Origin of the sequence: Paraburkholderia phenoliruptrix (assembly GCF_047325075.1) — a bacterium.
Taxonomy (GTDB): Bacteria; Pseudomonadota; Gammaproteobacteria; order Burkholderiales; family Burkholderiaceae; genus Paraburkholderia; species Paraburkholderia phenoliruptrix.
In genome coordinates this window covers 1,211,482-1,237,296 of record NZ_CP168531.1, presented here as the reverse complement: position 1 = coordinate 1,237,296, position 25,815 = coordinate 1,211,482, and the positions used below count along the sequence as shown (strand labels likewise).

The following is a 25,815-nucleotide window of genomic DNA, read 5'->3' as shown; positions in this document are numbered from 1 at the left end:
GAGCACCTGATGAGCACGAGCGCCGCGGTCTCCGTCTCGATTCGCCGCTTCGAGGCGCGCGACACCGACGCGGTGATCGCGCTGTGGCAGGAAGCGTTTCCCGAGTATCGGGATGCCACGAAGCCGCAGCGCAACCCGCGTCTGTCGATTGCAAACAAGCTCGCCACGCAGCCCGAGTTGTTTTTCGTCGCGGTGCTGGATGAGCGCGTGGTCGGCAGCGTGATGGGCGGCTACGACGGCCACCGCGGCTGGCTCTACTCGCTCGCGGTCGACGAGTCGTTGCGGCGGCACGGCATCGGCTCGCGTCTTGTCGCGCACGTCGAGGCCGCGTTGACCGCGCTCGGCTGCTCGAAGCTGAATCTGCAGGTGTTGTCCGCGAAGAGCGAGGTCCGCGCGTTTTACGAGGCGCTCGGTTATCGCGCCGATGCGGTGGTCAGTTTGGGCAAGCGTCTTGGCGAACTCGCCGATAGCTCGGCGGGTTGAATCCGGAGCGGCGCGTTCGCGCCGGAAAGAGAAAGGCCGCATACGTTTTTTAACGCATGCGGCCTTTTTTCATGGCGGTTGAACTGCGAGCGCTTATTTGCCCGCTTGTTCGTCCGCTTGTTCGTCCGACTTATTCACCCAGATAAGCCGCGCGCACCTTCGGATCGTCCAGCATCTGCTTTGCGTCGCCCGACATCGTGACGAGACCCGAGTCCATCACATAGCCGCGGTTCGCGGCCTGCAACGCGAGCCGCGCGTTCTGCTCGACGAGCAGCACGGTCATGCCTTCCGCCGAAATCGCACGCACCACCTCGAAGATCTTCTCGACCATGATCGGCGACAGACCCATCGACGGTTCGTCGAGCAGCAACAGCTTGGGGCGCGAGATGATCGCGCGCGCCATCGCCAGCATCTGCTGTTCGCCGCCCGAGAGCGTGCCCGCGTATTGCGTGGCGCGCTCCTTCAGGCGCGGGAAAAAGCCGAACATGCGATCGACGTCGGCCTTGATGCCGTCGCTGTCGCTGCGCAGGTAAGCACCCATCTGCATGTTCTCGACGATCGACATGCGCGCGAAGATGCCGCGGCCTTCCGGCACCATCGCGAGGCCGCGCTTCAGAAGCTCGTGCGGCGGCACGCCCTTGATCGACTGGCCCATGTACTCGATGTCGCCCGCCGAGTAGGGCTTGAGACCCGTGATCGCCTTCATCGTCGTGGTCTTGCCCGCGCCGTTCGCACCGATCAGCGTGACCAGCTCGCCCTGCGCGACTTCGAGGTCGATGCCCTTGACTGCCTGGATGCCGCCGTAATTGACCTGCAGGCCCTTGATTTTCAACATTGTTTGCGTCGTGGACATCAGTGGACTCCCGCACCCAGATAAGCTTCGATCACCTTCGGATCCTTCTGCACGTCTTGCGGCAGACCTTGCGCAATCACCTTGCCGTAGTCGAGCACCGTCATCTGGTTGCACAGACCCATCACGAGCTTCACGTCGTGCTCGATCAGCAGAATCGTCTTGCCGTCGGCGCGGATCTTGTCGAGCAGGCGCGTCAGTTCGACCTTTTCCGTCGCGTTCATGCCGGCGGCGGGTTCGTCGAGTGCGAGCAGCTTCGGATCCGTCGCGAGCGCGCGCGCGATTTCGAGCCGGCGCTGGTGGCCGTACGACAGATTGCGCGACGTGTAGTCCGCGTACTGCGCAATGCCGACGTACTCCAGCAGCTCGATGGCGCGCTCCTTGATTTCACGCTCTTCCTTGCGCTCGGCCGGCGTCTGGAACACTGCGCCGAGCAGGCCGTGCTTCGTGCGCACGTGGCGGCCCACCATCACATTTTCCAGCGCGGTCATGCCGCCGAACAGACGAATGTTCTGAAACGTACGCGCAATGCCTGCCTTCGCGACCTGATACACGGCCGTCGGCGTGTAGTTCTGGCCGTCGAGCTTGAAGTCGCCGGAATCCGGCGTGTAAAGGCCCGTGATCACGTTGAAGAACGTGGTCTTGCCGGCGCCGTTCGGGCCGATCAGACCATAAATGGTGCCTTCCTCGATCTGAAGGCCGACGTCAGACAGCGCCTGCAAACCGCCGAAGCGCTTGTTCACGCCCTTCACGGACAGACGGATTTTTTTATCGCTCATGTTCATTTGCTCCTATCCGTCCGTTACGCGCGCACCGGCTTTTTGCCAGCCCGCTTCGACAGTTTCGCAATCTTGTCTTCGTGCTTCGGCGACGGCCACAGGCCTTCCGAGCGATACAGCATGATCAGCACCATCGCGAGTGCGTAGACGAGCTGACGGATCACTTCGGTATCGACGATTTCATGGCCGAAGATCATGTGTTGCAGCGGACCCATCGTCGAACGCAGGAATTCCGGCAGCACCGCGAGCAGCACCGCGCCGAGAATCACGCCCGGAATGTGGCCCATGCCGCCGAGCACCACGCAGGCGAGCACGACGATCGACTCAGGCAGCGTGAACGATTCCGGCGACACGAAGCCCTGGAACGCACCGAACATCGCGCCCGACAGGCCGCCGAACGACGCGCCCATTGCAAACGCGAGCAGCTTCACGTTACGCGTGTTGATGCCCATGGCCTTGGCGGCGATTTCGTCCTCGCGGATCGCGGCCCATGCACGGCCGATACGCGAATGCTGCAAACGCGTACACACCCAGATCACGAGCAGCGCGGCCAGCACGAACAGGTAGTAGTACGAGTACACCGACGGGAACTGCAGGCCGAACAGCGAGTGCGTCTGCGAGAGACTGAAGTCGCCCACGTGCACCGGTGCAATCGCCGTGATGCCCTTCGGCCCGTTGGTGATGTTCACCGGTCGGTCGAGGTTGTTCAGGAAAATCCGCACGATTTCCCCGAAGCCCAACGTCACGATGGCGAGGTAGTCGCCGCGCAGACGCAGCGTCGGCGCACCGAGCAGCACGCCGAACAGCGCGGCGATCGCCATCGCGCACGGCACGATGATGAGGAACGGCACATGCAGGCCGTTCGGCGCGAGCTGGGCGATCCACTCGAATTGCGACGACAGGTGCGGCGAGCTGAGCAGCGCCGCCGTGTACGCGCCGACCGCGTAGAACGCGATGTAGCCGAGGTCCAGCAGGCCGGCAAAGCCGACCACCACGTTCAGGCCGAGCGCGAGCATCACGTATAGCATCGCGAAGTCGAGCACGCGCACCCAGTAGTTGCCGCCGGCGGTGCCGATGATCATCGGCGCGGCGATCACGAACACGGCGGTGATGATGCCCACCGTCAGCGTCTTCGCGAGGTTGCGTTCGGGAATGAGCGTCGTGGACGGCTCGATCGGTTGAATTGAGGTCATTTGATTTACTCCTTGGCCTGGATCAAGCGCGATCCGCAACGCGTTCGCCGAGCAGACCCGACGGACGGAACACCAGCACGATGATCAGCACGATGAATGCAAACACGTCCTGATAGTTACTGCCGAACACACCACCTGTCAGGTTGCCGATATAACCGGCGCCCAACTGTTCGATGAGCCCCAGAATCACGCCGCCGACCATTGCGCCGCCCAGGTTGCCGATACCGCCCAGCACCGCCGCGGTAAACGCCTTGAGACCAGGGATAAAGCCCATGTAGAAGTGCGCGTTGCCGTATTCGGACGCGATCATCACGCCGGCGAGCGCAGCCAGCGCCGAGCCGATCATGAAGGTGGCCGAGATCACGAAGTTCGGGTTCACGCCCATCAGCGAGGCGACGCCCGGGTTCTCGGCAATCGCGCGCATTGCGCGGCCGAGCTTGGTCTTGTGCACGAGGAGCAGCAGGCCCGCCATCACGAGGAACGCGACGACGATGATGACGATTTCAGTCATCGAGATCACGGCGCCGGGCGTCGTGTCGGTGGCCTTGATCACGTTCAGCGGATCGGTGGGCAGCAGTTGCGGGAACGGCAGCGGGTTGCGCGACCAGATCATCATGGCGAGCGTCTGCAGCAGGATCGACACGCCGATTGCGGTGATCAGCGGCGCGAGACGCGGCGCCTTGCGCAACGGCCGGTAGGCCACGCGCTCGATGGTGTAGCCGACCACCGCACAGACGACGGCGGCGATTGCAAGCGCGATGCATAGCGTCGGCACATTGCCTAAGCCGGGGAAGTGATTCTGCAGCACGCCTATGGCGGAAAGCGCAACCATCGCGCCCACCATCAACACATCGCCGTGAGCGAAGTTGATGATGCCGAGAATGCCGTAAACCATCGTATAGCCCAGTGCGATGATGGCATAAACGCTGCCAAGCACCAGTCCGTTTAGGATCTGCTGGATGAAGATATCCATTTAATGCTCCTTAGCCCGTGCGACTGGATTCGCGTTCTTCATCAGCCGGTGGGCGGTGATGCGTCACGCAATCTCAATGGCACTGCGGGTACTGATGTAAAAGACCGGTAAGGGTTTATCCGCCGCCGGTTTGCGAAGACGACTGGGTCACAGTCGCTGGCTCGCCTTCGGCGGATGCAAAAACGGCACCGTTGGATGGTTCGGTGCCGTCAGGCTGAACGTCCCGTCATCACATCTTCACGACGTCGAGAACCGCTTTTTTGCCGTCCTTGAAGTCGTAAAGCGTAATGGCGCCCTCTTTCAAATCACCCTTGTCGTCGAACGCGATCCGGCCGATTACCCCGTTGTAATCGGTTGACGGCATCGCAGCCAGCACCTTGGGCGCCTCGATCGAATTAGCGCGCTTCATTGCATCGACAATCACGTACACAGCGTCATACGTGAACGGTGCGTAAATCTGCACCGGCGTGTGGAAGCGGTCGACGTACTTCTTTTCGAAGTCCGCTCCCCTGTCCATTTTCGAAAGCGCGAGTCCCGCTTCCGAACAGACCAGGTTTTGCACGGCGGGTCCCGCCAGCTCACCCACCTTGTCGGTACACACGCCGTCGCCGCCAAGGATTTTTGCCCTGATACCGAGCGCCGCCGCCTGTTTGGCAAACGGCCCGCCCGTCGCGTCCATTCCGCCGAACATGATGGCGTCCGGATGAACACTCTTGATCTTCGTGAGGATGGCCCGGAAGTCCGTGGCCCGGTCGTTCGTCGCTTCACGCGCGACGATCTTCGCTCCGTTCGCCTCGACGGTCTTCGCGAATTCCTCCGCGAGGCCCTTGCCGTAGGCGGTTGCATCGTCCACTACCGCGATGCGTTTGGCGCCCAACGCCTTCGTGGCGTAATTGGCGAGCGCCGGACCCTGCTGCGCGTCGGTGGCGACCACGCGGTAGGTTGTCTTGAAACCCTGCTGCGTGTAAGCCGGGTTCGTCGACGACGGCGAGATCTGCACGATGCTCGCATCGCTATAAATCTTCGAAGCCGGAATCGACACGCCCGAATTCAGGTGGCCGACAACGGCCACCACATGATCGTCCACCAGTTTCTGCGCGACCGCGGTGCCCGCTTTCGGATCGGCGGCGTCGTCCTGCGCGTCCAGTTGCAAGTCGATCTTGTGGCCGTCGATGGTCAGGCCATGTGCATTGATTTCCTCGACCGCGAGACGCGCGCCGTTTTCGTTGTCCTTGCCCAGATGCGCGATGCCGCCCGTCAGCGGGGCCGCATGGCCGATCTTCACGACAATTGCCGCGCTTGCCGGCGCGGCGGACGCCGCCACTGCCGCCGATGCGCCTGCTCCCGCCTCGCCATCCTGTTTTTTGCCGCACGCGGTCAACATCGCAACCGCGGCCGCGATGGACACGGCGTAAGCAAACTTGACTCGCATTAATTAGGTCTCCCGCCCTTGCTGAAACTCATGTTCGGAAGGCCCTGAGGCCTTGAGAACGCGCGCATTGTAACTCCAATTTTGCGACGGGCAATATTGTTGAACCGGCAGGGTTTTCCTGCATTGCAACCGTATTTTGAGACCACTTTCGAACAAAAGGCGCAACCGGGTTGCGACTGATTTTCGTGCATCAGTTGCACCAGCGCAGAACACCGCCGCATCAAGTGTTGCAGCCGCGCCGCGGCGCGCCCGCTCACAGCACGGTTTGCGTCACATTGCGGTCTTAAAATGCGCCTCTCGTGCTCGGCACCATCTTAGTGCGTCAAAAAAGTTTGCGGGCGCCCTCCACGCTAAAAACGGGGACGCATCGAGCGAAAGGGAATTAAATGCCAGATCATTTTTCAAAAAAGATTCAGTGTGAGGCAGAGAAAAAGCGTGGGGAGCCGTGATCTGTCGCCTATTTTGTTAGATCACCGGCGGCGGCGCGCAAAAAAAAACGCGCCCGAAGGCGCGTGTTTGACGACCCGTTGGCAGGCCTATCAGGCAGGCAAGCCCAGCCCGCGCGGCAGCGGAAACGCGATATTTTCCTCGATGCCTTCCAGCGCGCGTACATTCCGCACGCCCAGTTCGCGCAGGCGCGCAATCACCGCCTGCGCCAGCACTTCCGGCGCCGAAGCGCCCGCCGTGACGCCGATGCGGCGCTTGCCCTCGACCCACGCCGGGTCGATCTGATCCGGCGAGTCCACCATATAAGAAGGCACACCGAGTTTTTCCGCCAGCTCGCGCAAGCGGTTGGAGTTCGAGCTGTTCGGGCTGCCCACCACGATCACCACGTCGCACTGCGGCGCCATGAACTTGACCGCGTCCTGACGATTCTGCGTGGCGTAACAGATGTCCTGCTTTTTCGGCTCGCGAATAGACGGATATTTCGCCTTGAGCGCGCCAATGATTTCCGCGGCGTCGTCCACCGAGAGCGTGGTTTGCGTGACGAACGCGATCCGCTCGGGGTCCGCGAGCTGCAGCGCCTCTACGTCTTCGATGTCCTCGACGAGATGCATGCCCTCGCCCGCCTGGCCCATCGTGCCCTCCACTTCCGGATGACCCTTATGGCCGATCATTACGATGTCGAAGCCGTCCTGGCGCATCTTTGCAACCTCGATATGCACCTTGGTGACGAGCGGACAGGTCGCGTCGTAGACACGCAGCCCGCGCGACTCGGCCTCGCTGCGCACTGCCTTCGACACCCCGTGCGCACTGAAGATCACCGTGTTGCCGGGCGGCACTTCCTCCAGCCGCTCAATGAAGATCGCGCCCTTCTTGCGCAGATCTTCGACGACGTAGGCGTTATGGACGATTTCGTGACGCACGTAGATCGGCGAGCCGTGCAGCTTGATGGCGCGCTCGACGATCTCGATAGCCCGATCGACGCCGGCACAGAACCCGCGCGGCTGCGCCAGCAGGATCTCCGTTTCGGCTAGGGTCGTATCCGCGATGCTCATGTTTACAGAATCCCGATGATTTTCACTTCGAACGCCAGCGCCTGGCCGGCAAGCGGGTGGTTGAAATCGAACAGGGCCGACGTTTCGTTCACTTCTTTCAGAACGCCAGCGTAGCGGCCGCCGCCCGGCGCGTTGAATTCGACCAGGTCACCCGGCGAAAAATCCTCGCCGATCATGCTGTTTTCGCGCAGCGTGGCCAGCGACACGCGCTGGATCAACTCCGGGTTGCGCGGACCGAACGCGGCGCCGGGAGCTAGCTGAAAGGTCGAGTGGTGGCCCACCTTCAAACCCAGCAAAATGTCTTCCAGCGGCGGCGCGAGCTGACCGGCGCCGAGCAGCAGCGTGGCGGGCTTGTCGTTGAAGGTATTGATGACTTCGGCGCCATCGGCAAGGGAAAGCCGGTAGTGAAGCGTCACGTGTGAACCGGGCTTCACTTCGGAAATGTCGATGATGCTCATGCAGTGCTCGCTCAGTCGAAGCGCGCTCTCACGCGTGCGCCGCGGGCGCAGCCGACGCGTGCGGCAAACCGTCGGCGTGCCGTGCGCAAAGCGTCTATTGTAAGCCACATGGCCGGGCTCGGCTTGCGTCCATCGCGCGCACTGGCCCGAAACCTGAAACGGAGGAACTGTCTGTATATGTCTGATTATGCGTCTCCAATCGTCGCACCAACGTTCGATTTCGCTCGTTCGCCGCCGGTTGCCCCGGCTACCGACAAACCCAAGGCGCGTCGCAGGCGCAAGTGGCCGAAGCGCGACATGCCGCGCGAGCGGCTGATCGATCAGGGCCCCGGCGTGCTGTCCGATACCGAGATGATCGTGCTCGTCCTCGGCTCGGGCCTGCCGGGCCACGACGTGTTCAGCGTCGCGCGCGATCTGCTCGAGCGCTTCGGTTCGCTGCGGGCGATGCTCGACGCGACTTACGCCGATTTCGACGGCTTGCGGGGCATCGGCCCGGCGAAGAAGGCGCAACTGCTCGCCATCATGGAAATGGCGCGCCGCTCGCTCGTCGACAAGATGCGCCGGCGTTCGCTGATGAATTCGCCCGAGGCCGTGGAAGATTACCTGCGGCTTCTGATCGGCGGGCGTCCGCAGGAAGTGTTCGTATCGCTGTTCCTCGACGCCCGGCATCGGCTGATTCGCAGCGAGGAAAGCGCGCGCGGCACGCTCACGCGCATGGCCGTGTATCCGCGCGAGATCGTGCGGCGCGCGCTCGCGCTCAATGCGGCGAGCCTGATCGTCGCGCACAACCACCCCTCCGGCGCGGTGCAGCCGAGCGCGAGCGACTGCAGGCTGACGCGCACGCTGCGCGAAGCGCTCGCGCTGATCGACGTGCAACTGGCGGATCATCTCGTGATCGGCGCGGACAGCGTATACTCGTTCGCCCGCGCCGGGTGGCCGTGAAGCTGACTTGACGCTCTCGGCCCGAAGCTCCGGCCTGAAGCTCCCGGCTTCCGGCCCCGCTTGAGGCCTCCATCTGGCAGCCCGGCGAGCGGCCCTGCACGGCTCTTCGACTGGCATGAAAAGAATGCGAGCGAAAAGGAAAAACTCGCCAGACCATGTCTCGCCGCCGCAAATAAGGTTTGATTTTGCGGCGTTTTTCCTGCTAGAATTCCGGTTTGCCTATTTCCAACCCCCTGTTCCGAAGCCACCAAGGCGTTCCGGAAAGGATACGTGCCTGATTTCAGCGCGACTCTTTTCGGGAAACTTTCACGGCGTTCGAACTCAGAATTAGCGTATTAGGAGTGCTCTCATGGCACGCGTATGCCAAGTAACTGGGAAAGCGCCGATGAGCGGCAACAACGTTTCCCACGCGAACAACAAGACCAAGCGCCGGTTCCTGCCGAACCTGCAAAGCCGCCGCATTTGGGTGGAAAGCGAAAACCGTTGGGTGCGTCTGCGTATTTCGAACGCCGGCCTGCGCCTGATCGACAAGAACGGTATCGACGCTGTGCTCGCAGATCTGCGCGCACGCGGTGAAGCCTAAGGAGTAAATCATGGCGAAAGGCGCACGCGACAAGATCAAGCTGGAATCGACCGCAGGCACGGGTCACTTCTACACGACCACGAAGAACAAACGCAACATGCCGGAAAAGATGCTGATCAAGAAGTTTGATCCGGTCGTCCGCAAGCACGTTGACTACAAGGAAACCAAGATCAAGTAAGTCTTGACTCCTGCCTTTTGACGAAGGCGAAGACATGTGCAAAGAAGCCTCGCATTCGTGCGGGGCTTTTTGTTTTTGGCCAGTGGAATTCGCCGACGGCACGCCCTCTTCGCGCCAACAACGTCCTATGCCGTCCGGCCGGCTTTCCCTCGGCGGTCGCGGCGCGTATCCTCTCTCGTTTCAGCAGTGCGTGAACAACGCGTTGGCACAGCAAAACGAAAGACGGAGATGCAAGCAATGGAATTCGATGTGGCGATTGTCGGTAGCGGTCTCGCGGGGCTGAGCGTCGCGCTCAATCTCGCCGAGACGCGGCGAGTCGCGGTGATCGCCAAGCGGTCGATGACCGAAGGCGCGAGCGACTGGGCGCAAGGTGGCATCGCCGCAGTGCTCGATTCCGCGGACAGCGTGGAAAATCACGTGCGCGACACGCTGATTGCAGGCGGCGGCCTGTGCGACGAAGCAGCCACGCGTTTTATCGTCGAAAATGGGCGGGCCGCAATCGAATGGCTGATCGAACAAGGCGTGCCGTTCACGAAAGACGACGCCGCGGAGCTCGGCTTCCACCTCACTCGCGAGGGCGGCCACAGCCACCGGCGCATCATTCATGCGGCCGACGCAACGGGCCACGCAGTGGTCACCACGCTAAGCGAACGTGTGCGTCGGCATCCGAATATCACGCTGCTCGAAGACCATTACGCGATCGACCTCATCACGTCGGACAGGCTCGGGTTGCCCGGCCGCCGTTGCCACGGCCTCTACGCGCTCGACGTGCAAAGCGGCCGCACGGTCACCATCGAGGCGCCGCACACGGTGCTCGCCACGGGCGGCGCCGGCAAGGTCTATCTGTACACCACCAATCCCGACACGGCCACGGGCGACGGCATCGCCATGGCGTGGCGCGCGGGCTGCCGCGTTTCGAACATGGAGTTCATCCAGTTTCATCCGACGTGCCTGTTCCATCCGTACGCGAAGTCGTTTCTGATTTCGGAAGCGGTGCGCGGCGAAGGCGGTCTGCTGAAGCTTCCTGACGGCACGCGTTTCATGCCGAATCACGACGAACGCGCCGAACTGGCGCCACGCGACATCGTGGCTCGCGCCATCGACTTCGAGATCAAGAAGCGCGGCATCGACTGTGTGTATCTGGACATCAGCCATCAGCCGGCCGACTTTCTTCGCGAGCATTTCCCGACGATCCTCGCGCGTTGCCTCGAATTCGGCATCGACATCACGAAGGAACCCATTCCGGTCGTGCCGGCGGCGCACTATACGTGCGGCGGCGTCGTCACCGACCTGGCGGGCCGCACCGACCTCGCGGGCCTCTACGCGGTGGGCGAAACGTCCTGCACGGGGCTGCACGGCGCGAACCGGCTCGCCAGCAATTCGCTGCTGGAGTGCCTCGTGATTGGACGCTCGGCTGCGCGCGCAATCGAAGAGGAAGGCTTCTGCGGCGCCGTTCATGCCCCTCTGCCGGACTGGGACGAGAGCCGCGTCTCCGATCCGGACGAAGAAGTGGTGGTCGCGCACAATTGGGACGAGCTGCGCCGGCTCATGTGGAACTACGTGGGCATCGTGCGCACGGACAAACGGCTCGCGCGGGCGCGGCACCGGCTCGCCCTGTTGCGCGACGAGATACACGAGTACTACGCGAACTTCAAGGTGAGCCGAGACCTGCTGGAGTTGCGCAATCTGGTGGATGTGGCTTCGTTGATCGTCGACGGCGCACGGTCGAGGCGTGAAAGCCGCGGCCTGCATTTCAGCCGTGACTGGCCGGCAACGTTGCCTAAAGCACTACCTAGCGTGCTTTCGCCCGAGCACGTGCGCAACCGCAACGTCTGATGCAAGCTGAAACGCCATCGCGGCACGCACGGGCCGCAGATGGCGTTTGACGAATTACGACCAGCAGAAAGCAGCGTCAGACGATTCGCAACGAGTAGTCCGTCGCGCGCACGTCCTTCGTCAGGGCGCCGATGGACACGCGGTCCACACCGGTCTCCGCAATCGTGCGCACCGTTTCGAAATTCACGCCGCCGGACACTTCCAGCACCGCGCGACCCGCGGTGATGCGAACGGCTTCACGCATCGCGTCGAAAGAAAAATTGTCGAGCAGGATGGATTGCGCACGATGGGCCAACGCCGTTTGCAACTGCTCGAGCGTCTCGACTTCGATCTGAATCGACACGCCCGCGTTGAATGCGAGCGCCGCGTCCATGGCCGCGCCCACTCCGCCGGCTGCGGCGATGTGGTTTTCCTTGATCAGAATGCCGTCGTACAAAGCGAGCCGTTGATTTGCCCCGCCTCCCACGCGCACCGCGTATTTCTGCGCGAGCCGCAAACCCGGCAGCGTCTTGCGCGTGTCGAGGATGCGCGTATGCGTGTGGGCGATTGCGTCGACGTAACGGCGCGTCGCGCTCGCCACGCCGGACAGCAATTGCAGGAAGTTGAGCGCGTTACGCTCGGCAGTCAGCAGCGCGCGGACCGGCCCACGCAGTTCGCATACGGGCGTGTCGGCCGTCATCCGGCTGCCTTCGCGATAATGCCAGTGCACTTCGATCCGCGAGTCGACCTGCCGCAGCACGGCGTTGAACCACGGCACACCGCACAACACCGCGTCCTCGCGAACAATGACGCGCGCACTGCGAATCTCCTCCGCGGGCACGAGGCGGCCGGTCAGATCGCCGGCGCCGATGTCTTCGGCGAGCGCCTCCGCGACATTGCGAGCGAGCGCTGCGTCGAAAGCCGCGCCGTACTGCGCGCGAACCTCGCCGAACAGCGGCGACACCGCTTCTTCCTCACGATAGCCGGCGAAACCGCCCTCTGCTGAACTCTGCGCGACCGCGTTCATCAAGCGGCTCCCACGTTCGAGTACAACTGTGCGTCGCGCGCGAGGTCGCCGCTCGCCTGCACGCGCTTCTTGTGACGCGCCGCGAAGTCGAGCATGCGGTCGATGGGCACGCGCGCCCGCTCGCCAATGGCACGGTCGACGAAAATCTCGTTGTGGCCACGCTCGAGCACGTCCGCGAGATTCGCGAGCCCGTTCATGGCCATCCACGGACAGTGTGCGCAGCTCTTGCACGTCGCGCTAGTGCCGGCGGTCGGCGCGGCGATCAGCGTTTTGCCCGGCGCGGCGAGTTGCATCTTATGCAGAATGCCGAGATCGGTTGCGACGATGAAGTGCGTCGCATCGAGCTTTTGCGCCGCGTCGATCAACTGCGTGGTCGAACCGACGACATCGGCCAGCGCCACCACGTTCGCCGGCGACTCAGGATGCACCAGCACTTTCGCGCCCGGATATTCGGCGCGCAGCAAATCGAGTTCGATGCCCTTGAATTCGTCATGCACGAGGCAGGAGCCCTGCCACATCAACATGTCCGCGCCGGTCTTGCCTTGAATGTAAGCGCCAAGATGCCGGTCCGGCGCCCAGATAATCTTCTCGCCGCGCGCGTGCAGGTCGGCAACGATTTCGAGCCCGATGGACGAAGTCACCATCCAGTCGGCGCGAGCCTTCACCGCCGCGCTGGTATTGGCATACACGACCACCGTGCGATCCGGGTGCGCGTCGCAAAAAGCCGAAAATTCGTCGACGGGGCAACCGAGATCGAGCGAACAGGTTGCGTCGAGATCCGGCATCAGAATGCGCTTGTCGGGACTCAGAATTTTCGCGGTCTCGCCCATGAAGCGTACGCCCGCGACCACGAGCGTCTGCGCGTCGTGGTCGCGGCCGAAGCGCGCCATTTCCAGCGAATCGGCCACGCAGCCGCCGGTTTCATCGGCAAGCTCCTGCAATTCAGCATCGACATAGTAATGCGCAACGAGCACGGCTTTCTCGCGCTTGAGCAACGCGCGGATGCGCTCCTTCAGCGCCACTTTCTGCTCCGCCGACGGCATGTCGGGCACCTTCGCCCACGCCTGTCCGATTCCGCAGGACATGCCCTGCGCCTGCGGCCGGTCGTATTCGACGGTCCTGATCGCCTGCTGATTCATGATCTCCTCTGCCTTCGCTCTGCCGCCGCGGACTGCTCGTCGCGTCGCGCTACATTTTCCGCGGCCCAAAAAGCAAAACCCCGCCAACGCGGGGTTTTGTGACGTAACGAAATTTTAATGGATTTCGTGGTCAAGCATAACGGCGCAGTCGCATCGCGAATTCCTGCAGCGCCTTGATGCCGCTCGCCTCTGCACGATGACACCAGTCCTGCAACTGCACCAGCAGCTGATCGCGCGATGCGTTCGAGCGCTCCCACATGGCCGCCAGTTCGTTGCGCATGTCGATGTAGGTCTTCAGCTTCTGGCTGTTCGCGAAGATTTGCGGCAGCAGACGCTTCTGCGGCTCATCGAGCCCCGCTTCTTCCTTATGGAACCAGCTGCGCGCGCCGCGCATGACCTGGTACTTCTCGCGTGCGCCGACTTCCTTCAGATGCGCAAGCTCCTGTCGGTACGCGCGCTTGAGCGCCTTGCCGTAACGCGCCATGACTTCATAGCGGTTGGCCAGCACAGCCTGCAGCGTGTCCTGGTCGAGCACCAGCTTGCCGGTGGTCAGACGCGGCGTGGGCGCGACCTTCTTCACCTTCGCGAGACGGAAAGCCGACATGATGCGGATATACATCCAGCCGATGTCGAACTCGTACCACTTGTTCGACAGCTTGGCCGACGTCGCATACGTATGATGGTTGTTGTGCAGTTCCTCACCGCCGATGATGATGCCCCACGGGAAGATGTTCGTGCTGGCGTCCGACGAATTGAAGTTGCGGTAGCCCCAGAAGTGCGCAAGACCGTTGACCACGCCGGCCGCCCAGAACGGGATCCAGACCATTTGCACCGCCCAGATGGTCAGACCGACCACACCGAAGAGCGCGATGTTCAGCACCATCATCAGGCTGACGCCGAGGATCGGGTACTTCGTGTAGACGTTGCGCTCCATCCAGTCGTTCGGCGTGCCGTGACTGAATTTGCGCATGGTCTCTTCGTTTTTCGCTTCGACGCGATACAGCTCCGCGCCTTCGAGCAGCACCTTCCAGATGCCGCGCGTTTGCGGGCTGTGCGGATCTTCTTCCGTTTCGCACTTGGCATGGTGCTTACGGTGAATGGCCGCCCATTGGCCGGTCAGCATGCCCGTGGTCATCCACAGCCAGAACCGGAAAAAATGACTGACAATGGGGTGCAGCTCCAGCGCGCGGTGCGCCTGGCAGCGGTGCAGATAAACCGTCACGCCGATAATCGTGACGTGTGTCACCGCGAGCGTGTACAGCACAAGTTGCCACCACGAGAAGTGCAGCAGGCCGTGGGCAAGGAAATCGAGCAAAGAATTCAACAAGGCAATTTACCTGTGGAACGAGAGATACGAGAGACACAAGACGCGCGCGATCTGCGCGTGTCAAGAAAGTGAAAGCATACAGCGGGATTGGACGACATTCTACTGGAAGCGTTCCAAGTGTTTGTAACAAATAGGGATTTTTTGTGCGGCATCAACGCGCGATAGCCTGCAACAAACGAGTCGGCGTCCGCTGCAAGCCCGAAGGAGCCCCTTACAGCGCGGTGTCCACCTGATTGGCCGCGGGAGCGGTCATTGTTACCGATGGGGGCGCGACGCCGCCGAGGTTTGCCACGTTTGCGACGCTACCCACAATGCGCACTTCGCGTTGCGCGAAAGGAATGGAAATGCCGTGCGCGGAGAATAGCTGCCAGATGTTGCGATTGACCGCCGAGCGCACGGCCGAGGTGCCGGTCGCCGCATCCGCGATCCAGAAACCGAGCTCCAGGTTGATGCCGTCCGCGCCGAAGCTCACGAGGTAAGGCGTGGGCGCCGGGTCGGCCAGCACGCGCGGCACGCCGTCGGCGGCTTGCACGAGGAGCGCCATGGCCTGTTCGACGTCGGCGGTATAGGCGATCTGCACGGCCGCTTTCGCATAGCCGCGCGTGAGGTAGGACGACTGGTTCTGCACGACGTCGGTAATCAGCTTTTCGTTGGGAATGAGCGTTTCGATGCCGTCGAGGCCGCGCACCACCGTGTAGCGGGTGCGGATCTGCGTGACCATGCCTTGCAGGCCACTCACGTTGATCGTGTCGCCGATGCGCAGCGACCGGTCGATGAGGATGATGAAGCCCGACACATAGTTGCTGGCGATTTTCTGCAGACCGAAACCGAGCCCCACGCCGAGCGCGCCGCCGAACACACCGAGCACGGTGATGTCGATGCCGACGAGCGACAGGCTGATCAGCACCGCAGCCAGCATGAACGCCGCGCGGCCGACGCGCGCGACCACCACTTTGAGATTGGCGTCGAGCGTCGTGGCGCGCATCAGCCGGTCTTCGAAGGCCGAGCCGAGCCACATCGCGACGATCATCGTGACGCACACCCACAACAGGCCGGTGACGAGCGAGAGCAGCGTCATATGCGCATTGGCGACGCGGAAGTGCACGCTCGCCATCCACGCGACCACGTCGTCCTGAATACCCATCACCGTCAGGACCATGGCGACCCAGACGACGAGCGAAACAATCTTCTCGACGAGGAAAAGCCACGGGTGCGTCTCGCCGTCCTGACTAAAGACACGTCGCGCGAAGAAAAACACGATGTAAATCAAGCCGATGCCGAATAGCGGCACCAAGGCCAGATCGAGCAGCGACGTATGAATGAACTGGCCGGCGACAGACCGCGCGAGCCACACCAGCACCGCGCCGATCAGCGGGAAAAACGCGCGGTTCAGGCTTTCGGCGCCGAAGCGCAGCGTCTGGTAACGCGTCTGCCGGCGCAAGTCGAGCGCGCGGCGCAGCAGGCGCGCAAGGAGCCAGGCGAGCGCGAGCGTTCCGACCAGCACGCCGACCTGCCAGAGCATCACCGGCTGGCCGAAGTCGCGCGCAAGATCGCCGAATAGATGAGAAAAGATACGGTTTTGCATGATGTCGCAGGAAGGGCCGGGCCGCGCTTCACACCCCCGCGCGAACCGGCCTATAAGGCCAGGGCATCGAGCCCCGGCGCTCAGCTCTGCCGCTCGAGCACGGCGGCGAAGAAGCCGTCAGTCGCGTGACGATGCGGCCAGAGCGACAGATAGTCGCCCATTTCGAGATCGATGCGCTGCTCGGCCAGCACCTCGCGCGCCGGGACGAGCGCGAAGTCCGGGTGATCCGCGAGGAACTGCTGCACGACCGCTTCGTTTTCCGCTTCCAGAATCGAGCAGGTCGCGTAGACGAGACGCCCGCCCTTCTTCACGAGGCGTGCGGCGCTCGCCAGAATCGACGCCTGCTTGGGCGCGAGTTCGGCAACCGATTCGGGCGACTGGCGCCATTTCAGATCCGGATTGCGGCGCAGCGTGCCGAGGCCGCTGCACGGCGCATCCACGAGCACGCGGTCGATCTTGCCCGCGAGGCGCTTGATCTTCGCGTCGTGCTCGCTGTCGATCAGCACCGGATTCACATTCGACAAGCCGCTGCGCGCCAGGCGCGGCTTGAGCTTGGCAAGGCGCCGCTCGGAAATATCAAATGCATAGAGACGCCCGGTCGAGCGCATGGCCGCGCCCAGCGCGAGCGTCTTGCCGCCCGCGCCCGCGCAGAAGTCGACGATCATCTCGCCGCGCTTCGGCGCAACCAGCGAACACAGCAACTGGCTGCCCTCGTCCTGTACTTCGAGCCAACCTTGCTGGAACGCGTCGAGCTTGGTGAGCGGCGGCTTGCCGGCCACCCGCACGCCGAACGGCGCAAATGGCGTAGCGCCCGCCTCGATGCCCGCTTTCGACAGCGCGCCCAGCACCTCGTCGCGGCTCGCCTTCATCGGATTGGCGCGCAGATCGAGCGGCGCCGGGTAATTCAGCGCGGCGGCCAGTTGCGCAAGCTCGGCGGCCTCGAACCGCTTGGCGAGCGCCTGATGAATCCAGTCCGGCAAGTTCAGGCGAATGCGCAGCGGCAGGCTTTCCGGGTCGATCGTCGCGACGTGATCGAGCCATCTGGACTCCGCCTCGGACACGAACGGCTTGAGCGCCGCGCGACCGGCCGTCTGCATCAGGCCGAGCAGGGCCATGCGGCGCGCCGGGCTGCCGGTGCCGCTTTCGGCCAGATGCGCGAATTCCATGCGCCGGCGCAGCACCGCGAAGACCGCTTCGGCGATCACGCCGCGCTCGCCGTGGCCGAGCTTCGGGTGCGCGCGGAAAAAGCGGCTGGTGGTGGCGTCGGCGGGACCGTTCAGTCTTAGGACTTCAGCCAGCAGCGTCTCAGTTTGTCCAATCAGAAAACCATGCAATCTCATGCGCCCTCTCCGGCGGTGTGACCGGCAAAGAGCCATTGCGGCTCCGGCGGCGTAAGCGTGACGCGCAGGCCGTCGAGCGCAAGGCGCCCTTCGACGAACCAGCGCACCGCGCGTGGATAAATGATGTGTTCGGTGGCGAGCACCTTGTCGGCGAGCGTGGCCGGCGTGCCGCCGGCCTCGACGGGCACCGCCGATTGCACGACGATCGGCCCGTGATCGAGCTGCGACGTCACGAAATGCACCGACGCGCCGTGCAGGCGCACGCCGGCGTCGAGCGCCTGCTGGTGCGTTTTGAGCCCCGGAAAGCTCGGCAGCAGCGACGGGTGCACGTTCAGCATGCGCCCCGCATAACGGTCGACAAAACCGGCCGTCAGCACGCGCATGAAGCCGGCCAGCACGACGAGGTCGGGCGCGAAGCTATCGATCTGTTCGGCGAGCGCCGCGTCGAAGCGCTCGCGATCGGAAAACTGGCGATGGTCGACCACCGCCGTGACAATGCCGCGCGACGCCGCGAAGGCCAGGCCCGCGGCGTCAGGACGGTTGGCAATCACGGCGGCGACCTGCGCCGGCCAGCCTTCGTCCGTACACGCGCGGACGATGGCTTCCATGTTGCTTCCCCGCCCCGAAATCAGGATGACGAGTTTTTTCATGCGCGGATTTTATCATTCGGGGACACCCAAACCGCTCGGCGCCGCCGTCGGCCGCGCCGAGCGTTTATAATCGTTTGTTTTGCGGCCCCGTGGCCGCCCTACCCGACGCGCTATCGTGAGAGTCTTCCGCGGTCTTCCCAACGCTGAAAGCCGTGCGCCCTGTGCACTGACCATCGGCAACTTCGACGGTGTCCACCGCGGCCATCAGGCTTTGCTCGCGCACGTGCGCGCGGCGGCCGACGCGCGCGGCCTGCCCGTCTGCGTGATGACCTTCGAGCCGCACCCGCGTGAATTCTTCAACCCGGCCGGCGCGCCGCCGCGCATCGCGATGCTGCGCGACAAGCTGGAGGCGTTGCGCACCAACGGCGTGGACCGCGTGGTCGTCGAGCATTTCAACCACACATTCGCGAGCCAGTCGCCGGATGCGTTCGTCGAACGGATCATCGTCAACGGGCTGCATGCACGCTGGGTGATGATCGGCGACGACTTCCGCTACGGCGCGAAGCGTGCGGGCGACTTCGCGTCGCTCAAGGCGGCGGGCCAGCAGCACGGCTTCGAAGTCGAGCAGATGGCCACGGTCGCCGACCCGTCCGGCGCGCGCATTTCCAGCTCGGGCGTGCGCGCGGCGCTGGTGGCGGGCGACCTCGACGCGGCGCGCGCCGCGCTCGGCCGCGATTATCTGATCAGCGGCCACGTCGTGCACGGCATGAAACTGGGCCGCGACCTGGGCTTTCCCACGCTGAATCTGCAGATCGCGCACAAGCGTCCGGCGCTCGCGGGCATTTTCGTCGTGCGCGTGCACGGCGTCGCGGACGAACCGCTGCCCGGCGTCGCGAGTCTCGGCCTGCGCCCCACCGTCGACGATTCGGGCCGCGTGCTGCTCGAAGTGCATCTGCTCGACTGGCACGGCGACGCATACGGCAAACTGGTGCGCGTCGAATTCCTGAAAAAGCTGCGCGACGAGGAAAAGTACGTCGACCTCGAAACGCTCACCGCCGCCATTGCGCGCGACGTCGCCAATGCGCGCGCGTGGTTCGCGGCCGTCGGCGCAGGCACGCCGGGCAGCCGCTCCACCGGTTTCGCGACGTCGGCCACCGACCGAATTAGATAGCCGCCGCGGTCCCTGCGCGCGTGTCAAGCCGCATGGACCCTCGCTCGCGCGCATCGAGGGGCGTCGGCGCATTTGCGCGACATGTCCGCCGGGCGCGCCCAGCGCTCTCGCGCATCGTGCGCCAACCGCGCCCCGCTGCGCTCACAAAGAATTCACCGCGACCACATCATGAGCAACAAGAAAGCCGATTCCAAACCGCAGTCCCGCTACCCCGTGAACCTGCTCGACACGCCGTTCCCGATGCGCGGCGACCTGCCCAAACGCGAACCGCAGTGGGTCAAGGAATGGCAGGAGCGCAAGGTCTACGAGACAATCCGCGCCGCCTCCAAGGGCCGCAAGAAGTTCATCCTGCACGACGGCCCGCCGTATGCGAACGGCGACATCCACCTCGGCCACGCGGTGAACAAGATTCTGAAGGACATGATCGTCAAGGCGCGCAACATGGCGGGCTTCGACGCGGTCTACGTGCCGGGCTGGGACTGCCACGGCATGCCGATCGAAATCCAGATCGAAAAGCAGTTCGGCAAGTCGCTGCCGGCCGCTGAAGTCATGCAGAAGGCGCGCGCCTACGCGACCGAGCAGATCGAGAAGCAGAAGGTCGGCTTCCGGCGTCTCGGCGTGCTCGGCGACTGGGACAATCCGTACAAGACCATGAACTTCGCCAATGAAGCCGGCGAAATCCGCGCGCTCGCGAAGATCATGGAAAAGGGCTACGTGTTCCGCGGCCTGAAGCCGGTCAACTGGTGCTTCGACTGCGGCTCGGCGCTCGCCGAGGCCGAAGTCGAGTACAAGGACAAGACCGATCCGACCATCGACGTGCTCTTCAGCTTCGCCGAGCCGGACAAGACGGCGCAGGCGTTCGGCCTCGCCGCGCTGCCGCGCAACGAAGGCGGCATCGTGATCTGGACCACCACGCCGTGGACCATTCCCGCGAACCAGGCGCTGAACCTGCATCCGGAAATCGTCTATGCACTGGTCGACACGCCGCGCGGCCTGCTGATCCTCGCCGAAGAGCGCGTCGAGGCGTGCCTGAAGACATACGGCCTGGAAGGCTCGGTGATCGCGGTCACGCCGGGCGCCAAGCTCGTCAATCTGCGCTTTAACCATCCGCTCGCGTCCGCGCATCCGGGCTACAAGCGCACGGCGCCGGTCTACCTCGGCGACTACGTGACGACGGAAACCGGCACCGGCGTCGTGCACTCGTCGCCGGCCTACGGCGTGGAAGATTTCGTGTCGTGCAAGGCGCACGGCATGGCCGACTCCGACATCATCAATCCGGTCATGGGCGACGGGCGCTACATCGAATCCCTCGCGCTGTTCGGCGGCCTGTCGATCTGGGCGGCGAATCCGCAGATCGTCGAAGCGCTGCAAGGCGCCGGGTCGCTCCTGCGCACCGAAAAGTACACGCACAGCTACATGCACTGCTGGCGCCACAAAACGCCGATCATCTACCGCGCGACCTCGCAATGGTTCGCCGGCATGGACGTGAAGCCGAACGACAGCGGCAAGACGCTGCGCGACACGGCGCTCGAAGGCATCGAAAACACGGCGTTTTATCCGTCGTGGGGCAAGCAGCGGCTTTTCAGCATGATCGCGAATCGCCCGGACTGGACGCTGTCGCGCCAGCGCCAGTGGGGCGTGCCGATGGCGTTCTTCGTGCACAAGGAAACCGGCGAGCTGCATCCGCGCACGCTGGAGCTGCTCGAGGAAGTCGCGAAGCGCGTCGAACAGGCCGGTATCGAGGCGTGGCAAACGCTCGATCCGCGCGAGCTGATCGGCGACGACGCCAACCTGTACGAAAAGAACCGCGACACGCTCGACGTGTGGTTCGACTCCGGCACCACGCACTGGCACGTGCTGCGCGGCTCGCATAAAGACGAACTGCAATTCCCGGCCGACCTGTACCTGGAAGGCTCGGACCAGCATCGCGGCTGGTTCCATTCGTCGCTGCTCACGGCGTCCATGCTGGACGGCCGCCCACCCTACAACGCGCTCTTGACGCACGGCTTCACCGTCGACGGCGAAGGCCGCAAGATGAGCAAGTCGCTCGGCAACGGCATCGATCCGCACGAAGTGGCGAACCGCCTCGGTGCGGAAATCATCCGCCTGTGGATCGCGTCGACGGACTACTCCGGCGAACTGGCCATCTCGGAAGAAATTCTCAAGCGCGTGACGGAAAGCTATCGCCGCATTCGCAACACGCTGCGCTTCCTGCTCGCCAATCTGTCGGATTTCGACTACGAGAAGAACGCTCGCCCGGTGGACGACTGGCTCGAGATCGACCGCTATGCGGTAGCGCTCACGGCGAATCTGCAGAACGAGATCCTCGCGCACTACGACAAGTACGAATTCCACCCGGTCGTCGCCAAGCTGCAGACGTTCTGCTCGGAAGACCTCGGCGGCTTCTATCTGGACGTGCTGAAGGACCGCCTGTACACCACGGCCCCCGATTCGGTCGCGCGTCGCTCGGCACAGACCGCGCTGTATCACATCGCGCAGGGTCTGCTGCGTCTGATGGCGCCGTTCCTCTCGTTCACCGCCGAAGAAGCATGGAAGGTGTTCCAGCCGAACAGCGAGACCATTTTCACCGAGACGTATCACGCGTACCCGGCGGTGCCGGACGCCGGCGCCCTGCTCGACAAGTGGACGCTGCTGCGCGCCGTGCGCGGTGACGTCACGAAGGCGCTGGAAGAGGCGCGCGTCGCGAACCTGATCGGCTCGTCGTTGCAGGCAGAAGTGGAAATCCGCGCGAGCGGCGCGCGTTACGACGCGCTCACGAGCCTCGGCGACGACCTGAAGTTCGTGCTCATCACGTCGGCTGCGAGCGTCGTGCAAGTCGAGAGCGAAGCGGAAGAAGGCGTCGAGGTCATCACCTCGAAGTATCTGAAGTGCGAACGCTGCTGGCACTACCGCGCGGACGTCGGCGCGAACGCGGAGCACCCCACGCTGTGCGGCCGCTGCATCAGCAATCTGTTCGGCAACGGTGAAGCGAGGAGCGCGGCATAATGGCGAGAACCATGGCGAAAACCACATCGAAAGCGTCCGCCGGAAACAGTTCGCTGGCGCCTTGGCTCGGCGTCGCGCTAATCGTCATCCTGTTCGATCAGCTGACGAAAATCGCGGTGCAGAAGGTGTTTGCCTACGGGGTTCCGCACGAGGTCACGTCGTTTTTCAATCTGATCCTCGTGTACAACCGCGGCGCTGCGTTCAGTTTCCTGGCAATGGCGGGCGGCTGGCAGCGCTGGGCTTTCACCGCACTCGGCGTGATCGCCGCGCTGGTGATCTGCTATCTGCTCAAGCGTCACGGCGCGCAAAAAATGTTCTGCACGGCGCTTGCGCTGATTCTGGGCGGCGCGCTCGGCAATGTGATCGACCGGCTCGCCTATGGCCACGTGATCGACTTCCTCGACTTCCACGTGCGGGCGTGGCACTGGCCGGCGTTCAATCTCGCCGACAGCGCGATCACGGTCGGCGCGATCCTGCTCGTGATCGACGAGTTGCGCCGCGTGCGCGGCTCGCGCTAACGGCACGTCGCTCAAAGGCGCGCGGCCCGCTCGCTTGGTCGGCCTCTCGGCCGCGCGCATGAAGTTCGCTTTGACGGCCGGCAACGGTGCAAGCACGCCGCGCCCGGCCACCACGCTTTGTCGGAGGCTTTCGTTGGCAACCGCAGAACTCGCAGGGAAACACCTCGTCCTCGGCATGACGGGCGGCATTGCCTGCTACAAGATCGCCGAACTCACGCGTCTGCTGACCAAAGCCGGCGCGAGCGTGCAGGTCGTGATGACCGAAGCGGCCACGCAGTTCATCACGCCCGTCACCATGCAGGCGCTGTCCGGCCGCCCGGTCTACACGAGCCAGTGGGACGCGCGCATGCCGAACAACATGGCGCACATCGATCTTTCGCGTGAAGCCGACGCGATCGTGATCGCGCCCGCCTCCACCGACTTCCTCGCCAAACTCGCGCACGGCATGGCGGACGATCTGCTCGCCACGCTGTGTGTCGCGCGCGATTGTCCGCTGCTCGTCGTGCCGGCGATGAACCGGCAAATGTGGCAAAGCCCGGCGACGCAGCGCAACGTCGCGCAATTGCGGGCGGACGGCGTGGAAGTGCTCGGCCCCGACTCCGGCCCGCAAGCGTGCGGCGAAATCGGCGACGGCCGCATGCTCGAAGCCGCGGCCACCTACGAAGCCATTGCCTCGTTCTTTGCGCCGAAAATTCTCTCCGGCCGCCGTGTGCTGCTCACCGCCGGCCCCACGTTCGAGCCGCTCGATCCGGTGCGCGGCATCACGAACCGCTCGAGCGGCAAAATGGGCTTTGCGCTCGCGCGCGCCGCGCAGCAGGCCGGCGCCGACGTGCATCTGGTCGCGGGCCCGGTCGCGCTCGACACGCCGTGGGGCGTGTTCCGCGAAGACGTGCAAACCGCTCAGCAGATGCACGATGCAGTGATGCGCTCAGTGGCGGATGCGGACATTTTCATCGGCGTTGCCGCGGTCGCCGACTGGCGCGTCGATCACGCGAGCGAGCACAAGATCAAGAAGGCCGCCGACCGCGCGCTGCCGGTTTTTTCGTTCGTCGAAAATCCGGATATTCTCGCCGCGGTCGCGAAGCTGCCGCATCCGCCGTTCGCTGTCGGTTTTGCCGCCGAAAGCGGCGACCTGGAAGTGCACGGCGAAGAAAAGCGGGTGCGCAAGAACGTGCCGCTTCTGATCGGCAATCTGGGACCGCTTACGTTCGGCATGGACGACAACGAAGTGATTCTCTTTGAAGCCGCTGGCGCCACGCGGCTGCCGCGCGCCGACAAGCAGACGCTCGCACGCGCGTTGATTGCGGAAATCGCGAAGCGTCTGCCCGACACCAGTCTGATTCGCTGAGCCCGCCGCCGCTCGCTTTTCACCTTTCGCGGCTCAGGAAAGCGAACCGAAGCACCTGGAGCACACTGACATGACGCTACTTTCCGTGCTCGATCAAACGCCCGTCATTGCCGGGCACTCGGTGGCCGACGCGATCGCCGCGACCGTCGAACTGGCGCAGCTCGCTGACGACCTCGGCTACACGCGCTACTGGTGCGCCGAACATCACGGCCTGCGCGGCGTGTCAAATCCTTGTCCCGAAGTGATGCTGGCGCGCCTTGGCAGTGTCACGCGGCGCATCCGGCTCGGCTCGGGCGGCATCATGCTGCCGTACTACAGCCCTTTCAAGGTTGCCGAGCAGTTCATGATGCTCGAGGCGCTGTTTCCGAATCGTATCGACCTCGGCGTGGGCCGCGCGCCCGGCGGCGACATGCGCACCGCCCAGGCCGTGGCCGCCGGCGACTACAATCGCGGCGAATTCTTTCCGCAGCAGGTCGCGGATCTTGTCGGACTCATACACGGCTCGCTGCCCGCCGACCACCTCGGCCAAGGCGTGCTGCTGCAACCGCAAGTTGCCACGCGTCCGCAGCTGTGGATGCTCGGCTCCAGCGAGTTCGGCGGTCTGCTGGCTGCGCAGCTGGGCATTCGCTTCGCGTTCGCGCATTTCATCAATGCGCATTTCGGGCATCAGGTTGCGCGTGCGTATCGCGAGCGATTCCAGCCGAGCCAGGAGGCGCAGCAACCGTATCTGGCAGCCGCCGTCTTCGTGATTTGCGCGGACACCGAACAGGAAGCGGCGGACCTCGAAAAAGCCGTCGACCTGCGCCGCGTGCAAATGGCGTACGGTCTCAACGAGCCGATCCCGACCGTCGAACAAGGTGTCGCGCAGGAATACGGCGAGCGCGAGCAACTGGTGATAGACCGGGAAAAGCCGCGCAGCATCATCGGCACGCCGCAAGTCGTGACCGAGCGGATGCATGCGTTACAGGAACAATTCCAGGCCGACGAGCTGATCGTGCTCACCGTCGCGGGCAGCTATCGCGCGCGCCTGCGCTCCTATGAACTTCTCGCCGAAGCGTTCGAACTCGGGCGCCCGGCTTCCACTTCTTAACCCTTCCGATCTGCATGAAACTCGACCTGAAGATTCTCGATGCGCGCATGCGCGAACAGCTTCCCGCTTACGCGACCACCGGCAGCGCGGGCCTCGACCTGCGCGCGTGTCTGAACGAACCGCTGACGCTCAAACCCGGCGAGACCGCGCTGGTGCCGACGGGGCTCGCCATTCACGTCGGCGATCCGGGCTATGCGGCGCTGATCCTGCCGCGCTCCGGCCTCGGCCACAAGCACGGCATCGTGCTCGGCAATCTGGTCGGCCTGATCGATTCGGATTATCAAGGTGAACTGATGATCTCCACGTGGAATCGCGGCGAGACGACCTTCGTGCTGAATCCGATGGAGCGCCTCGCGCAACTCGTGATCGTGCCGGTCGTGCAGGCGAAGTTCAATATCGTCGACGAATTCGAGCAGAGCGAGCGCGGCGCGGGCGGCTTCGGCAGCACCGGCAAGCACTAATTCTGGCGGCATAAAAAAACGGCGTGGA

At 63.7% G+C, this 25,815-nt stretch carries 24 protein-coding genes; 11 read left to right on the top strand and 13 right to left on the bottom strand.

The window, feature by feature from the left end; genetic code table 11:
• Positions 1–9 precede the first annotated feature (9 nt).
• A complete protein-coding gene (locus tag ACEN8U_RS17725) occupies positions 10–483 on the top strand; it encodes a GNAT family acetyltransferase (RefSeq protein ID WP_015003569.1) in 474 nt (157 codons plus the stop codon).
• A gap of 130 nt (positions 484–613) precedes the next feature.
• Here the strand turns inward: ACEN8U_RS17725 and ACEN8U_RS17720 are convergent, their stop codons facing one another.
• The 7 genes from ACEN8U_RS17720 to ACEN8U_RS17690 all read right to left on the bottom strand — a co-directional run bounded on the left by ACEN8U_RS17720 (position 614) and on the right by ACEN8U_RS17690 (position 7,667).
• Positions 614–1,318, bottom strand: a complete 705-nt coding sequence (locus ACEN8U_RS17720) for an ABC transporter ATP-binding protein (protein ID WP_028360906.1) — start codon at positions 1,316–1,318, stop codon at positions 614–616.
• 17 nt (positions 1,319–1,335) lie between these two features.
• Positions 1,336–2,112, bottom strand: coding sequence for an ABC transporter ATP-binding protein (locus ACEN8U_RS17715; RefSeq protein ID WP_041746374.1), 777 nt, complete (start codon positions 2,110–2,112; stop codon positions 1,336–1,338).
• 23 nt (positions 2,113–2,135) lie between these two features.
• Positions 2,136–3,305: an ABC transporter permease subunit gene (locus tag ACEN8U_RS17710; protein ID WP_013589389.1), complete on the bottom strand. Its 1,170-nt coding sequence runs from the start codon at positions 3,303–3,305 to the stop codon at positions 2,136–2,138.
• A gap of 22 nt (positions 3,306–3,327) precedes the next feature.
• Complete coding sequence (locus tag ACEN8U_RS17705; protein WP_013340266.1) at positions 3,328–4,278, bottom strand: branched-chain amino acid ABC transporter permease; 951 nt, start codon at positions 4,276–4,278, stop codon at positions 3,328–3,330.
• Positions 4,279–4,507: 229 nt separating this feature from the next.
• A complete protein-coding gene (locus ACEN8U_RS17700; RefSeq protein ID WP_015003571.1) occupies positions 4,508–5,710 on the bottom strand; it encodes a branched-chain amino acid ABC transporter substrate-binding protein in 1,203 nt (400 codons plus the stop codon).
• A gap of 539 nt (positions 5,711–6,249) precedes the next feature.
• The gene (ispH, locus tag ACEN8U_RS17695) at positions 6,250–7,209 is read right to left on the bottom strand and encodes a 4-hydroxy-3-methylbut-2-enyl diphosphate reductase (RefSeq protein WP_015003572.1); all 960 of its coding nucleotides are present in this window, start codon (positions 7,207–7,209) and stop codon (positions 6,250–6,252) included.
• Between the two features lie 2 nt (positions 7,210–7,211).
• Complete coding sequence (locus ACEN8U_RS17690; protein ID WP_013589392.1) at positions 7,212–7,667, bottom strand: FKBP-type peptidyl-prolyl cis-trans isomerase; 456 nt, start codon at positions 7,665–7,667, stop codon at positions 7,212–7,214.
• Between the two features lie 177 nt (positions 7,668–7,844).
• Between ACEN8U_RS17690 and radC the strand changes: the two genes are divergently transcribed.
• From radC to nadB, 4 genes are all read left to right on the top strand, one after another.
• The gene (gene radC / locus ACEN8U_RS17685) at positions 7,845–8,609 is read left to right on the top strand and encodes a RadC family protein (RefSeq protein WP_015003573.1); all 765 of its coding nucleotides are present in this window, start codon (positions 7,845–7,847) and stop codon (positions 8,607–8,609) included.
• A gap of 349 nt (positions 8,610–8,958) precedes the next feature.
• Positions 8,959–9,192: a 50S ribosomal protein L28 gene (gene rpmB, locus ACEN8U_RS17680; protein WP_006050117.1), complete on the top strand. Its 234-nt coding sequence runs from the start codon at positions 8,959–8,961 to the stop codon at positions 9,190–9,192.
• A gap of 10 nt (positions 9,193–9,202) precedes the next feature.
• Complete coding sequence (gene rpmG / locus ACEN8U_RS17675; RefSeq protein WP_006050116.1) at positions 9,203–9,370, top strand: 50S ribosomal protein L33; 168 nt, start codon at positions 9,203–9,205, stop codon at positions 9,368–9,370.
• Positions 9,371–9,607: 237 nt separating this feature from the next.
• Positions 9,608–11,206, top strand: a complete 1,599-nt coding sequence (nadB, locus tag ACEN8U_RS17670; protein WP_015003574.1) for an L-aspartate oxidase — start codon at positions 9,608–9,610, stop codon at positions 11,204–11,206.
• 76 nt (positions 11,207–11,282) lie between these two features.
• On the opposite strand, the gene nadC is transcribed toward nadB, so the two are convergent.
• From nadC to purN, 6 genes are all read right to left on the bottom strand, one after another.
• Positions 11,283–12,212, bottom strand: a complete 930-nt coding sequence (gene nadC, locus ACEN8U_RS17665; RefSeq protein ID WP_015003575.1) for a carboxylating nicotinate-nucleotide diphosphorylase — start codon at positions 12,210–12,212, stop codon at positions 11,283–11,285.
• Positions 12,212–13,351, bottom strand: a complete 1,140-nt coding sequence (nadA, locus tag ACEN8U_RS17660; RefSeq protein WP_015003576.1) for a quinolinate synthase NadA — start codon at positions 13,349–13,351, stop codon at positions 12,212–12,214. Before nadA ends, nadC begins: the two co-directional genes overlap by 1 nt.
• Positions 13,352–13,481: 130 nt before the next feature.
• Positions 13,482–14,678 (bottom strand): acyl-CoA desaturase, encoded by a 1,197-nt coding sequence (locus ACEN8U_RS17655; protein WP_015003577.1) that lies wholly within the window; start codon positions 14,676–14,678, stop codon positions 13,482–13,484.
• 211 nt (positions 14,679–14,889) lie between these two features.
• On the bottom strand, positions 14,890–16,263 hold the full coding sequence (locus ACEN8U_RS17650; RefSeq protein WP_015003578.1) for a mechanosensitive ion channel family protein: 1,374 nt from the start codon (positions 16,261–16,263) through the stop codon (positions 14,890–14,892).
• An 80-nt stretch (positions 16,264–16,343) separates the two neighbouring features.
• On the bottom strand, positions 16,344–17,603 hold the full coding sequence (locus tag ACEN8U_RS17645) for an RsmB/NOP family class I SAM-dependent RNA methyltransferase (RefSeq protein WP_015003579.1): 1,260 nt from the start codon (positions 17,601–17,603) through the stop codon (positions 16,344–16,346).
• Positions 17,600–18,253: a phosphoribosylglycinamide formyltransferase gene (gene purN, locus ACEN8U_RS17640; RefSeq protein WP_413658617.1), complete on the bottom strand. Its 654-nt coding sequence runs from the start codon at positions 18,251–18,253 to the stop codon at positions 17,600–17,602. The genes ACEN8U_RS17645 and purN overlap by 4 nt, the downstream gene beginning before the upstream one ends.
• A 115-nt stretch (positions 18,254–18,368) precedes the next feature.
• Here purN and ACEN8U_RS17635 point away from each other — a divergent pair, with 115 nt between their 5' ends.
• The 6 genes from ACEN8U_RS17635 (at position 18,369) to dut (ending at position 25,787) form a co-directional block, all read left to right on the top strand.
• Positions 18,369–19,364, top strand: coding sequence for a bifunctional riboflavin kinase/FAD synthetase (locus ACEN8U_RS17635; RefSeq protein WP_013589401.1), 996 nt, complete (start codon positions 18,369–18,371; stop codon positions 19,362–19,364).
• 168 nt (positions 19,365–19,532) lie between these two features.
• The gene (ileS, locus tag ACEN8U_RS17630) at positions 19,533–22,370 is read left to right on the top strand and encodes an isoleucine--tRNA ligase (RefSeq protein WP_013589402.1); all 2,838 of its coding nucleotides are present in this window, start codon (positions 19,533–19,535) and stop codon (positions 22,368–22,370) included.
• 11 nt (positions 22,371–22,381) lie between these two features.
• Positions 22,382–22,888, top strand: coding sequence for a signal peptidase II (gene lspA, locus ACEN8U_RS17625; protein WP_015003581.1), 507 nt, complete (start codon positions 22,382–22,384; stop codon positions 22,886–22,888).
• 133 nt (positions 22,889–23,021) lie between these two features.
• Positions 23,022–24,236: a bifunctional phosphopantothenoylcysteine decarboxylase/phosphopantothenate--cysteine ligase CoaBC gene (gene coaBC, locus ACEN8U_RS17620; RefSeq protein WP_041746376.1), complete on the top strand. Its 1,215-nt coding sequence runs from the start codon at positions 23,022–23,024 to the stop codon at positions 24,234–24,236.
• 70 nt (positions 24,237–24,306) lie between these two features.
• The gene (locus ACEN8U_RS17615; protein ID WP_015003583.1) at positions 24,307–25,326 is read left to right on the top strand and encodes an LLM class flavin-dependent oxidoreductase; all 1,020 of its coding nucleotides are present in this window, start codon (positions 24,307–24,309) and stop codon (positions 25,324–25,326) included.
• A 14-nt stretch (positions 25,327–25,340) separates the two neighbouring features.
• The gene (dut, locus tag ACEN8U_RS17610) at positions 25,341–25,787 is read left to right on the top strand and encodes a dUTP diphosphatase (protein WP_013589406.1); all 447 of its coding nucleotides are present in this window, start codon (positions 25,341–25,343) and stop codon (positions 25,785–25,787) included.
• Positions 25,788–25,815: the final 28 nt, after the last annotated feature.